Annotated in this window: 7 protein-coding genes; 4 read left to right on the forward strand and 3 right to left on the reverse strand. The window is 49.3% G+C overall.

Annotation, left to right across the window (positions count from 1 at the left end; all coding sequences use genetic code 11):
- Nucleotides 1-97 precede the first annotated feature (97 nt).
- Both STSP1_RS09630 and iorA read right to left on the reverse strand, forming a co-directional pair.
- Nucleotides 98-676 (reverse strand): indolepyruvate oxidoreductase subunit beta, encoded by a 579-nt coding sequence (locus STSP1_RS09630; protein WP_085756134.1) that lies wholly within the window; start codon nucleotides 674-676, stop codon nucleotides 98-100.
- Nucleotides 669-2,420, reverse strand: coding sequence for an indolepyruvate ferredoxin oxidoreductase subunit alpha (gene iorA / locus STSP1_RS09635; protein ID WP_085756135.1), 1,752 nt, complete (start codon nucleotides 2,418-2,420; stop codon nucleotides 669-671). Before iorA ends, STSP1_RS09630 begins: the two co-directional genes overlap by 8 nt.
- A 176-nt stretch (nucleotides 2,421-2,596) precedes the next feature.
- On the opposite strand from iorA, the gene aroA reads away from it, so the two are divergent.
- Nucleotides 2,597-3,892 carry a 3-phosphoshikimate 1-carboxyvinyltransferase gene (gene aroA / locus STSP1_RS09640; RefSeq protein WP_085756136.1) on the forward strand — a complete coding sequence of 432 codons (1,296 nt, stop codon included), beginning with the start codon at nucleotides 2,597-2,599 and terminating at the stop codon, nucleotides 3,890-3,892.
- On the opposite strand, the gene STSP1_RS09645 is transcribed toward aroA, so the two are convergent.
- The gene (locus STSP1_RS09645; RefSeq protein ID WP_085756137.1) at nucleotides 3,889-4,230 is read right to left on the reverse strand and encodes a hypothetical protein; all 342 of its coding nucleotides are present in this window, start codon (nucleotides 4,228-4,230) and stop codon (nucleotides 3,889-3,891) included. The genes aroA and STSP1_RS09645 overlap by 4 nt on opposite strands.
- Nucleotides 4,231-4,252: 22 nt before the next feature.
- Here STSP1_RS09645 and STSP1_RS09650 point away from each other — a divergent pair, with 22 nt between their 5' ends.
- From STSP1_RS09650 to STSP1_RS09660, 3 genes are all read left to right on the forward strand, one after another.
- Nucleotides 4,253-4,585 carry a hypothetical protein gene (locus STSP1_RS09650; protein ID WP_085756138.1) on the forward strand — a complete coding sequence of 111 codons (333 nt, stop codon included), beginning with the start codon at nucleotides 4,253-4,255 and terminating at the stop codon, nucleotides 4,583-4,585.
- A gap of 173 nt (nucleotides 4,586-4,758) precedes the next feature.
- Nucleotides 4,759-5,391 carry an InlB B-repeat-containing protein gene (locus tag STSP1_RS09655; protein ID WP_085756139.1) on the forward strand — a complete coding sequence of 211 codons (633 nt, stop codon included), beginning with the start codon at nucleotides 4,759-4,761 and terminating at the stop codon, nucleotides 5,389-5,391.
- Nucleotides 5,392-5,426: 35 nt separating this feature from the next.
- The gene (locus tag STSP1_RS09660) at nucleotides 5,427-13,676 is read left to right on the forward strand and encodes an InlB B-repeat-containing protein (protein ID WP_161491703.1); all 8,250 of its coding nucleotides are present in this window, start codon (nucleotides 5,427-5,429) and stop codon (nucleotides 13,674-13,676) included.

Below are 13,676 nucleotides of genomic sequence, written 5' to 3' on the forward strand. Positions count from 1 at the left end.
GAATTTTCCCATGGCTTTTGTTTTATGCAGTGGAAAAATAAAAGCCCCGCAGTTGGTTCTGCCGGGGCTTTGGGGTTCGTTGATTTATCGCTTTCGGTTAAATATCTCTTCCGGTTTTGAAGGCCTTGATGTTTAGGTCTATAAATTTCGGCTTCACGCTGATCTTCACCGCCTCAAGCCAAGCCTCTTCGCTGAGTTTATCGAGGCCTTTAGAGAGAGCCCCGAGCAGCACAACATTCGCCGCCCGGACGTTCCCGAGCTTTCTTGCCTCTTCTGAGGCGTTTATGTAGATGAGGTTTTCGAATTTATCTCTGAGCAGCTTTTCCGCATCTGCCGGATATTCGCCCATACCCATCGATACAGTAACCGGCACCATCATCTGGCTGTTCACCGCCACGAGTCCGCCTTCGCAGAGGTAGTCTGCGTATCTCAGGGCTGAGATTCTCTCCAGCCCTCCGAGCACCTTCGCCTCGCCCTTTGCCGCAAGCGGGCTGTAAACCTTCTCGCCGAAGCGGACGTGCGCTATCACAGAACCGCCTCTCTGAGCCATCCCGTGCACTTCGTTTGTTTTAACATCGAAGCCGGAAATCTTCGCAGCCTGAGCAACGATTTCGCTTGCGAGCAGGATCCCCTGCCCGCCTACGCCTGCAAGTACTACGCTTGTTGTATCACTCATTTTCACCTCCGCTGATTGCTCCGAATTTACATACCTGCCTGCACAGCCCGCAGCCGGTGCAGAGAATTGAGCTGATAGCCGGTTTCTCGCCTTCGGATGCCTCGATAGCCGGGCAGCCGAGCTTGAGACACATACGGCAGTTTTTGCATAGCTCGCTGTCTATCTCAAACGCCGGTTTTACGCCGCTTCTGTCGTGAAGTATGCAGGGGGCTTTTGATATCACAAGGCTCGCCTCATCGGCGTTTATCTCTTCGTCCAGGGCCTTCTGCGTTGCTTCCTGATCGTACGGGTTAAGTGTTCTGATTCGTTTGATCCCGCATGCTCTGCCTATATCCTCAATGGAAGCCTCCACAGTCGGCTCGCCCATAAGCGTGCGTCCTGTGCCCGGGTGGTCCTGATGGCCTGTCATTGCGGTGGTGCGGTTGTCAACCACGATGATCGTAGATTTGCCCTTGTTGTATGCTATATCCAGAAGGCCTGTTATGCCGGAGTGGAAGAATGTGGAATCGCCAACGATCCCCACAACCTTCTTTTTCTCGCCGGCCTTGTCGAGTCCGTGGGCCATGGAAACGCCTCCGCCCATGCAGAGGATAATATCCAGCCTTTCCAGCGGCTTGAACGCACCGAGTGAATAGCAGCCGATATCTCCTGCCACAACCACATCGTGTTTTGTGAGTGCGTAGAAAACGCCTCTGTGCGGGCAGCCTGCGCAAAGCACCGGCGGCCTTCCCGGCAGCTTGTCTGCCATATTTTCGTAGGCATATTTTTCAACTGGCCGGCCTTCAAGCTTTGCCCTTGATTCACGAAGCGAGCTTATGCTAAGCTCGCCAATCCCGCTTACAACATCGCGCCCGTGGCATTTAATGCCCAGCGCCTTGATGTGCTCTTCAAGCAGCGGGTCGAGCTCTTCTACTACAAGAAGCTTTTCAACATAGCCTGCGAATTTCTTTATCATATCGTCCGGCCAAGGTTGAGAAAAGCCCAGCTTCAGCACTGAAGCCTCAGGCCATGCTTCCTTAACATACTGATATGTTATCCCGCAGGCTATGATTCCGAGGCTCTTATCGCCCATCTCAATCCTGTTTGCAGGGCTGCTTTCTGTTTCCGCCTTGAGTTCAGGTGTGCGTTTTTCCACTTTCAGCCGCATCTGCCTTGAGAATGCAGGGACAGTAACAAACCTCTGTACATCTTTCTGGAAGCCTTTGCTTTTATGTTCCTTTCTTTCGCCCAGCTCCACGAGGCTCCTTGAATGGCTCACCCTTGTTGTGCTTCTGAGTATTACGGGTGTTTTGTGCTTTTCAGAAACCTCCATTGCCATTGGGATGAAGTCTTTCGCCTCCTGACTGCTGGACGGCTCAAAGATAGGCAGTCTGGCAAATTTTGCATAGTTTCGGGTGTCCTGTTCATTTTGGGAGGAGTGCATGCCCGGGTCGTCTGCAACGCAGATCACCAGTCCGCCTTCAACGCCGATATAGGCAAGCGTCATCAGAGGGTCCGCCGCCACATTCAGCCCAACATGCTTCATCGTAACGATGCTTCTCGTCCCGCCCATCGCTGCGGCCGCACCTACCTCGAGAGCCACTTTCTCATTTGGAGCCCATTCGAGGTAAATGTCGTCTTTGTACTTTACAGCATTCTCCAGAATTTCGGTGGATGGAGTGCCCGGGTAGCCTGCCGCTAAGACTGCTCCGGCCTCGTATGCACCTCTGGCAATGGCTGCATTACCTGATAAAAGTTCCGCCAAGATTTGTCTCCTTTTCTTTTTTTAATTTTTTCAGCCGGCGTAATATACTGATTTTTTGCTGTTTTTGAAATAATCTTTTAAATATGAAAATTGAAGAAGCGAGTTTCTCTGGGTTGTTTTGCCTGCTGTAATATGTATTATTCTATGTAAATGTTCGAAAATTAAAGGTGCTTATTATGAAAATTAAATCCAGCGCATCCCGTCTTTCGGGTAAGGTAAAGATTCCCGGGTCTAAGTCTCATACGATAAGGGCTGCCGCTATTGCCGGCTTTGCCAAGGGGGAGAGCTTGATTCGCAGTCCGCTTGTTAGCAGCGATACAATAAGTGCATTGAATGCCTTCGAGGCAATGGGGGCAAAGATAAACAGGTGCAATGATGAGTTTTGGAAGATTTCGGGAGTTGCGGGCAGGCCATCTGCTCCGGCTGGTGAGATTGATGTGGGCAATTCAGGTACAACTCTCCGCCTCGCCGCAGGCCTAGCAGCCTTAAATGATGGAGGCAGGGCGGTAAGGTTCACAGGAGACCATCAGATTTGCTCGCGACCGCTTCAGCCACTGCTGGATTCGCTCAGCGACCTTGGAGCAGAAGCGGTTTCGATAAACAGCGACGGCTGTGCGCCTGTAGAGATAAAAGGAACGCTCAAAGGCGGCCGAACAAGCATCGAATGCAGAACAAGCCAGTATCTTTCGAGCCTTTTCCTCTGCTGCCCGCTTGCAGAGCAGAGCAGTGAGATAGAAGTGCCTCTGCTGTATGAGCCTGATTACGTGGGCATCACACTCGACTGGCTTGATAAGCAGGGAATCCAGTATTCCTGCACGGAAGATTTTTCAAATGTTCGTATTGAAGGCAGCCAGAGCTACAGAAGATTTGATGAGACCGTGCCGGCAGATTTCTCGAGCGCTTCATTCTTTCTGTGTGCTGCGGCGCTTTGCGGCGAAGATGTGGTAATCGAAGGGCTGGACTATTCAGACAGTCAGCCGGATAAGGCGGTTGCAGAGTATCTAAGGAAGATGGGAGCGGATATAGAGATTAACGAAAACGGCAGCACCGCCGTTAGGGCGTCTTCGCTGACGGGCATTGATATAGATATGAACCGCACCCCCGATGCGCTTCCGATTATGGCAGTTACAGCTGCTTTGGCAGATGGAACAACCCGCCTTTATAATGTAGCTCAGGCAAGGAACAAGGAAACAGACCGAATAAAATGTATGGCAGAAGTTCTCAGTAAGATTGGTGCTGATATAGAGGAGCTCCCTGATGGGCTCATTATAAGAGGCGGTAATAAGCTTTCTTCAGGCGAGGTGAGCGGTCATTACGATCACCGCATAATTATGTCTATGGCTGTGGCAGCGATTGCAGGCGGGATTGAGCTCGATATAGACACCGCTGAGGCCGTTGACGTTACATTCCCCACATTCCCTGAGCTGATGAGAAGCATTGGCGGCAAGATCGATAGGGTTGAGCAGAATTAGCTCTCCTCTTTTTCTTTCTCCTTTTTCTTTTCTCTCAGCGGGAATTCACGCATCTGCATCAAAACCCCTCCAAGAGCAGGCAAAACGAACATCAGGATATAAACCCCGCTGCCGGAGATCTGATCGAAAAGTTCTTCTGCGTTTATGCCTGTGTAATCAGAGCTCATCCTGAGCACTCCCCAAATCCCTGCAATAAGGAAGTATGCCCCTGCTGAGCTGGTTATAAGGATTATAGCTGCCCTGAAGAGATAGTAGCCCAAGAGCCCGCCGAGTATCAGGCCGGCAAAAAACACAGCTATGATGTACTTCTCGGGCATAGCCTGATCTATCCAGAACATACAGCTTAAGGCGGAAAATATAATGCAGCTCAGAAGCGAAACGGCAAATCTCAGTACTGGAAAAGAGAAAAATAAAAAAATTATTGAAAAAATTATGCCTGTCAGAACCGGGCTTCCCAAAAATTCTCCGAGCTTAAAACCGAGGAATAAACCGGTAACAGTAAAAGTTACCGCTGTTATAACTTTAAAAAATTTCCAGCCCCAGCATAAATACAAAACCCCTATTGTCATATATACTATTAGGGGTATAATGGCTTCTGTGGCCGTTAATGCCCAGAATTCCTCAGGTTTGAGGCTGTTTGAGGCAGAATCGAAAAATGAGTATATTTTTTCTTGCATTTTATTTTTTTTATAATAAAGTGTTAATAATAGGCTAACTCAGATACTGAAAATCCTTTGCTGAAGGAATTATAACAATTTTTAATGAAATAAAAAATCAACTTTTTAAAAATTTTTGCTTGAATAGCTGTTTCAAAAGTTGTATATTGAGTAGCAAACGAAATTATACTAATCTGTAAGAGGTTGAAAATGAGTGCAAAAAGTTTTATTGGCCGTAGCGGCTTGGTTTTGATTGCGGTTCTGCTGGCAAGCGGAACAGCGATGGCAAAACGCTACATGCTCTACACCGACTCGACACTCGCACAGGCCGGCGTGGTAACTCCTTCGGTGAGTCAGGCTCACTACTACGAAGAAGGCGAAGTGGTTACTATCGCAGCTCAGCCATATAAAGGGTATGAGTTTGTGTGCTGGATTGGCGATGTAGAAAACCCAGACAGCAGATCTACCCGAGTGGTTATGGACGGACCGAGGTACGTGGTAGCGTCTTTTCAGGTGGCTGAATCAGACGAGGCTGTTGAGGTAGGAATTAAAAGTTTGGAAGAAGGCGGAAGGAGCCGCAACATACCTGCTCCAAACATCGGATATAACGATTCAATCAGCAGTACAGACTACAGCAGCAGTGTGGAGAGTTATCTCGCGGCAGCAGAAAGCCCGGGTACACTTTCCAAGCCTGATGTTACTAATGTCAGCGCTCCTGATTACAGAAGGCCTTCTGATGTGAATCCAAATCCGATCATCCCTGAACCTGCTACAGTTACATTACTGGCGGCAGGAGCTGCAGGGCTCGCGGCGAGAAGATTAAGAAAAAAGAATTCCAACTAATGCTGTTTGTTATAAATAGATGCATGGAGATTAAAATGAAAAGATTCAAATTAGTTTCTCTCAGTATTATGGCTCTGGCCTCTATCGCACTTGCCTTCTCAGGCGGCGATGGCTCACAGGCTAATCCTTATCAGGTTGCCAATACGGACGATTTGCAGGAAATAGCGACTAACAATCCTAACTCCGGCGATTACTTCGTTCTTACAAGCAGCATCACAGGTGTTGACTTTGTTATTGGCGGTAGCTTTAATGGTAGTTTTGATGGAAACGGCAACAGTATTGACGTTTCTTATCAAGGTAATCTCACAGGTGATGACGCTCTGTTCCAAGAGCTAGGGCCGCAGGGGGTTATCAAGAATTTACTCGTAAATGTTGACTACGACCTCAACGCTTACAGCGGTAACTGGGGTTTTGTAGCAGGTGTTGCCGGTTTCAATAACGGCGGCCTGATCGACAACTGCTCGGTTGCCGGTTCAATCAGCGCTATGGACACAGGCCTTGCTGTGGGCGGTATCACCGCTTCAAACGCAGGTACTGTTCAGAATTGCGAGTCTGAGGTGTCTATCGCAACAGACTACGGCTGCAATGCAGGCGGTATCGCAGGTCAGTCGGTAGGTATGATTGAAGAATGCTCATTCATGGGGAATATGGATGTGGCAGATTCCGGATTTGCGAGCATAGACGACCAAGAAAACCCGACAATAGCGGGCGGTATCGTTGGTTACGCTTATGACGGTGCTGAGAATACCAACCTTTCTGTTAATGCTGAAATCATCGCTGATGCAAGCGGTGTGGTAGCAGGCGGCGTTGTTGGTTATCTCGAGTCCGGCACAGTAACCGGCGCTGAAATGGCAGGCGGAAGCATTACAGTTCCATCCGCTCCTTTCACCGGCTCAATTGTCGGCGGTATCGCAGGCCAGGCGCTTGACAGCTCAATTCAGCAGGCCGTACTCGCTGAGTCTGCCTCAGTAATAGGCGGTCGCTACAGCGATACAGGCGGTATCGTGGGCTACAGCGGAATTTCAACTGCCGGCGCAAGCGCAGCAGTTAGCGAAGCTGCTTCTCTTGGCTACGTTGAAACAGGCTACCTCGGCTATGCAGGCGGAGTTGCCGGACGCAATTCAAGCGGAATGGTAACAAACTGCTATGCAGCGGGTAATGTTGTGGCCAATGAGACAAGCGGCGATAACACAGTACTTGGCGGTGTAGTTGGCCTAAACGAAACAGATAACCAAAACGGCGGCGAAGCCCCTGTTCAGTACGTGCACTATGCAGGCACTATAATGGACAAGCCGGACGGCGAAGGATACCTCGGTGCAGTAATAGGCTGGAATAATGGGGGAAGCCTTGACAGCGCTCACTACGACAGCGACTTGGCAGGCGTTAGCGAGTTTATCGGCTGGGGCGACCAGAACGAGACAAGCTCAACAGCTCTTACCTCAGCCCAGATGGCGCAGGAGGGAAATTTCCCGAACTTCAATTTCGCTCAAATTTGGTCTATGGGAGCTGCCTATCCGGTACTCACGTTCCAGATTGGCGGAGCCTCTATGACATACAATCTGGATCAGGGGTACAACTGGATTTCATTCCCTGTTCTCCCGGATGATGATTCACTCGAAAACGTACTTGCTGACTACAGCAATATTGCTCAGGACTTCGACTCAATCGTATCTGCAGCAGGCGAAACTGCTCAGTACTATCAGGGAGTCTGGTATGGTACGCTCGAAGTTATCGAGCCGGGTAAGATGTATATACTTAACAGCGGAGCTGGCGGAAGCTTTGATGTAAATGGTTTCCCTGTTGACCCGCAGACAGAGATTACTCTCGTTTCCGGCTGGAACTGGATCGGTTCTACGCTTCAGGATCCTGTAAGCCTTGATGATGCTTTCCAGAACGCTCAGCTCAGCGATTTCGATACAATCGTTGCTCCGAGCGGCCAGACTGCCCAGTATTATCAGGGAGCTTGGTATGGAACGCTGGATACGTTAGTGCCCGGTGTTGGGTATAAACTTAACGCAGCAACAGCACAGTCTTTTTTTTTTGATGGTGCCGTAGCTCCAGCAAGCCAGTCCGACCCGCAGCTTTCTGGCGAAATTCGCCCAGCTGGGGCACCTGACTGGACTTCACCCACTGGCCTCCAGAACAATATGATAATCACGGCTTACGTGGTTGACGAAAATATGCAGCAGATTGCCGTCGCAGACGGCAGTCTGCTTTCTGCTTGGACCCCGGGAGGAGAAATTGCAGGAGTTACAGAAATAACTGACGGGCCATCCAAGAAATACTTCCCGCTTACGGTTTTCAGCAATGAAACAGAATTGGAGGGAATGACCTTAAAGGTTTATGACGCAGCAGCAGACGCTGTTCACAATATACAGGGTGCCTTTAAGTTTGAATCAAACAGTTCGGTCGGTAATGTGGTTAACCCTGTTGAAAAACAGATAACGCAGGGAACAACAACCTATACTGTTACATTTGATGCCGGCGATCATGGAACAATAACAGCCGGCGATGCAGTTCAGGAAATAGAAGAAGGCGGCTCAGCAACAGCTCCGACAATTGAAGCAGATGAAGGCTGGCAATTTACCGGATGGGACATTGATTTTACAAACGTTCAATCCAGTATTACTGTAACAGCTCAGTATGAGCTTGTAAGCGGTTATTACGTTGTAACATTTAGTGAGGGAACTCACGGTACTATAACCGCAGGCGATACCGAGCAGATTGTTTACGAGGGCGGCTCAGCAACAGCTCCGACAATTGAAGCAGATGAAGGCTGGGAGCATACCGGCTGGGATACAGCTTTCGATAATGTAACAGAAGACTTAACTGTAACAGCCACATACTCAGAAATTCCGCAGTACACAGTTACATTTGAAGCGGGAGCCAACGGAAGCATAACAGCAGGCGATGAAGTGCAGACTGTTTATGAAGGCGACGACGCAGCTGCTCCAACAGTTACTGCAAATGCAGGCTGGGATTTCACAGGCTGGGACACAGATTTTACAAACGTCCAGTCCGACCTTACAGTTACTGCAGAATATACAGAAGAGATTTACACAGTAACTTTCGCAGCTGGAGCTAACGGAACAATTACAGCCGGCGATGCGGTACAGAACATTCCTTACGGCGGCTCAGCGACAGCTCCAACAATTGAAGCGGATGCAGGCTGGGAGTTTGTAGGCTGGGACACCGCTTTTGATAATGTTACAAGCGAGCTTACAGTTACAGCTCAGTATGAGCTTAAGACTTACACGGTAACTTTCGTTGCCGGCGAGAACGGAACAATTACTTCAGGTAATGAAACGCAGGAAGTTGACCACGGCTCAGCAGCAGCAGAGCCGACCGTTGAGCCTGCTGAAGGTTATGTTTTCGAAGCCTGGGATAAGGCATTTAATAACGTTACAAGTAATCTTACTGTTAATGCCACTTATTCATCTTTACCTGAGTATATAGTAACTTTCGAATCGGGCCCGCATGGTACTATAACTAGCGGACAAGGCGTTCAAGTTGTTTACGAAGGCGGCTCAGCGACAGCTCCAACAATTGAAGCTAATGAGGGCTGGGAGTTTGCAGGCTGGGACACAGCTTTTGATAATGTTACAAGCGAAATAACTGTAACAGCCACATACTCAGAAATTCCGCAGTACACAGTTACATTTGATGCGGGAGCCAACGGAAGCGTAACAGCAGGCGATGCAGTGCAGACTGTTTACGAAGGCGAAGACGCTGTTGAGCCGACAATTGAAGCCAGCGAAGGCTGGGAATTCATCGGCTGGGATGCAGACTTCACAAACGTTCAGTCTGACCTGACAGTAACAGCACAGTATGAGCAGATTACATATACCGTAACGTTTATGCCGGGTGCTAACGGTACTATAACCGCAGGCGACACCGAGCAGACAATCGCTTACGGCGGCTCAGCGACAGCTCCGACGATTGAAGCTAACGAAGGCTTGGAGCATACCGGCTGGGATACAGCTTTTGATAACGTTACAAGCGACATAACTGTAACAGCCACATACTCAGAAATTCCGCAGTACACAGTTACATTTGATGCGGGAGCCAACGGAAGCGTAACAGCAGGCGATGCAGTGCAGACTGTTTACGAAGGCGAAGACGCAGTTGAGCCGACAGTTACAGCGAATACCGGCTGGGAATTCATCGGCTGGGATGCAGACTTCACAAACGTTCAGTCTGACCTGACAGTAACAGCACAGTATGAGCAGATTACATATACCGTAACGTTTATGCAGGGTGCTAACGGTACTATAACCGCAGGCGACACCGAGCAGACAATCGCTTACGGCGGCTCAGCGACAGCCCCGACTGTTGAAGCAGACGAAGGTTGGGAGCATACCGGCTGGGATACAGCTTTTGATAACGTTACAAGCGACATAACTGTAACAGCCACATACTCAGAAATTCCGCAGTACACAGTTACATTTGATGCGGGAGCCAACGGAAGCGTAACAGCAGGCGATGCAGTGCAGAGTGTTTACGAAGGCGAAGACGCTGTTGAGCCGACAATTGAAGCCAGCGAAGGCTGGGAATTTACAGGCTGGGATGCAGACTTCACAAACGTTCAGTCTGACCTGACAGTAACAGCACAGTATGAGCAGATTACATATACCGTAACGTTTATGCCGGGTGCTAACGGTACTATAACCGCAGGCGACACCGAGCAGACAATCGCTTACGGCGGCTCAGCGACAGCTCCGACTGTTGAAGCAGACGAAGGCTGGGAGTTTGCAGGCTGGGATATGATCTTCGATAATGTTACCAGCGACCTCACAGTAACAGCTGTTTACAGCGAGCTGCCTGATGTTTACACCGTAAACTTCTATGCAGGCGATTACGGGGAGATACTCTCAGGTTCAAGCCAGCAGGTAGATGAAGGCGAGGCGGCAGAGCTTCCAATGCTCGTGCCGGACTTCCAGTACAGATTTGAAGGCTGGTATAACGGCGATACAAGGTATTCACTTTCCGAGCTGCAGAATGTAACAGAAAATATGGAGCTCACGGCTGCATATTCTCTCCAGCCGGATCCGGAACCTGCAGATGCAGATTTCAACGGCGATAAGTATGTAGGTCCTGAGGATCTTGCGGTTATGCTTGATTCCTATCTGACGGCTGAAGGTTCGCTCGCAAGCGAAACCGCAGCAGAGCTCTTTGCAGGCGATCAGTTCGGCGATATAGACAGCAACCAGTGGGTTGACAACGGCGACTTCTATCTATTCAGCAATAACTGGCTCAAGAGTTTTGAAGACAGCTTTACATACAATCTCGTACAGGGATACAACTGGATCTCATTCCCTGTTCTGCCTGAAGACAAGAGCCTTGCCAATGTAATGGAAGGTTACGAAGAGATTGTAGAGAACTTCGATAATATAACAGCCTCTAACGGCAAAACAGCTCAGTATTATAACGGCCAGTGGTACGGAACGCTTCAGAATATTGTACCTACAAGAATGTATGTGCTTTACAGTGCAAACGGCGGTACGTTTGAAGTTTCCGGAAGCGAGGTAGGACCTGATGGAGCTATGAATCTTTATCAGGGCTGGAACTGGCTGCCGTTCTTCCAGAAGCAGAGCATGTCTGTGCAGGATGCCTTCCAGCATCTTGATGTCCAAGACTTGGATCAGATTATAGCACCGAATGGTGAGGTTGCTCAGTACTACGGAAATCAGTGGTACGGAACTCTCGATACGCTTGAGCCGGGTGTTGGATATAAATTCAACGTATCTAAAGCTCAGGGATTCAGCTATACACATCAGGTTTCTCCGCTTGAAGCAATGTCTATCGAGACAGCCGCTGTTAATAAACCTAACTGGGATGCTCCGCAAGGGCTTTCAAACCAGATGAAGGTTTATGCCAAGATCGTTGATGAAAATGGCGATCCGATAGCAACAGCAAACGGCAGCGAGCTTTCTGCTTGGACTCCGGACAACCCGAGCAACATTGCCGGTGCTACCGACAAGGTGATTCTCGGTCCTGCCGGAAATCACTTCCAGCTCGTTATTTTCAGCGATAAGAACTCGGTTCCGGGTATGGATCTGAAGGTTTATGATGCCGATTCAGATAAAATCTACGATATCGTTCAAACGGTAGATTTCCAGAAGGACACCGAGCTGGGCAATGTTGTTACCCTTCAGGTTTACAGCACAGATGCCGGTATGCCGGTTAATGTGCCGGACTGGGAGAGTCCTACGGGGCTGATGAACAGCATGAAGGTTTACGCCAAGGTTGTTGATCAGAATGGCGACCAGATCGCAACAGCTGATAACAGTCAGCTCTCAGCATGGACACCCGCAGGACAGGTTGCAGGTGTTACAGATGAAGTTGTCTCCGGACCGGTTGATGATCACTTCCAGCTTGTAGTGTACAGCGATGAAACATCTGTTCCGGGCATGGGACTGAAGGTTTACGATGCTGACGCTGATCAGGTTTATGAGATTATCCAGAGGCTGGACTTCGAGGCAGACACCGATCTTGGTAATGTCCTCACTCTTCAGGTTTACACAATCGGTGAAAACGCACCGGACTGGCAGTCTCCAAGCGGCCTGAATAATCAAATGCAGGTTTACGCTATGGTTACCCAGGGCGGCGTTCAGATCGCTAAGCCGGACGGAAGCCTTCTTGCTGCAATAACTCCTTCTGGAAACATTGCAGGCGTAGCTGAAGTGGCAGCGAATCCTTCAGGAACTAAATACTTCCCGCTCACAATTTTCAGCGACGAGGATTCATTTACAGGGCTGATATTCAAGGTTTACGATGCAGCAACTGATACCGTTTACGATATAAACGAAACGCTTGACTTCCAGGCCGATGCTCAAATAGGAAACGTAACCTCTCTTGAAGAGTTCACGGTTTCAGGCGAGCAGGCGAATTCTTACGACGTAAACTTTATGTCTGGGGAGAATGGAACACTTCTGGGGCAGACCAGTCAAACCGTTGATCTTGGCGAGAATGCCACTGAGCCGATTGTTGAAGCAGACGAGGGCTGGGAATTCATCGGCTGGGACGGCAGCTTTGAAAATGTTATCTCAGACCGTACGCTCACTGCTCAATATACCGATGTTATTTATACGGTAGTATTCCAGGCAGGCGATAACGGAGCCATAACAGCAGGCGATGAGCTGCAGACAGTTCCATCAGGCGGCGATGCGGTAGAGCCTACTATTACAGCGGATGCTGGATATACCTTCACAGGCTGGAATGCTGATTTTACTAATGTAACATCAGATTTAACAGTAACAGCTCAGTACGAAGTAACCGGATACACCGTGGACTTCCTCCCGGGAGAGAACGGAAGCATAACAGCAGGTGATGATTCGCAGATTGTACCTCACGGACAGGCTGCTGCAGAGCCTACTGTAACAGCGGATGCCGGATATACCTTCACGGGCTGGGACACAGCTTTCGATAACGTTACAAGCGACCTTACAGTAACCGCTCTGTACGAAACAGCTGAGTTTACTGTAACATTCCTGCCGGGCGACAAGGGACTTATAACTGCAGGCGATTCGGTACAGACCGTTGTTTACGGCGGGGCTGCTGCAGAGCCAACAGTTACGCCTATAGTCGGCTATGAATTTGACGGCTGGGATATTGCATTCGATAACGTTACAAGCGACTTAACAGTAACCGCTCAGTATAAAGAAGGTACCGGCGACGAAGATGAAGATGGAACTGAAGAAGATCCTTGGATAATTGACGACCCAACAGACTGGCAGAAGATTATTGATGCACCTTCAGACCACTTCAAGGTTACCGGGGATGTTGATTTCGGATCAAATCCTCTAACTAACCCGCTTAAAGTGCCTTTTACCGGTCATCTGTACTCAGAAACCGGCGCAACCCTGTCTTACGGATTTGATGCCTCTGGCCTTGATTACGTAGGCTTGTTTGCTGTAGTATCCAACGGAGCTCTCATAGAGAACCTCGATTTCGACGTTGACGTAACCGGCCGCAATGTAGTCGGGGGTGTTGCTGGCTATTTCGCAGACAGCACTATCAGCAACTGCTCAATAAGCGGCAATGTAACCGGCGAGAAGTTCGTTGGCTCGTTTGTCGGAGAGAACAGAGGCCAGATTATTGGCTGCAGCTCTGATGTAACATTGAGCGGCGATGATGTAGTCGGCGGTATCGCCGGAACCAACAGAGGTTCTGTGAGCGGCTGCAGCTACAGCGGTATTTATACAGGCGGAACAGTGGGAATCGTTGGGTCGAGCCCATCCGGTTCTGTATCTGATTCTGATGTAGTTACAGGCGGCGGCGAATAA

This window comes from Sedimentisphaera salicampi (genome assembly GCF_002117005.1).
GTDB classification, from domain to species: domain Bacteria; phylum Planctomycetota; class Phycisphaerae; order Sedimentisphaerales; family Sedimentisphaeraceae; genus Sedimentisphaera; species Sedimentisphaera salicampi.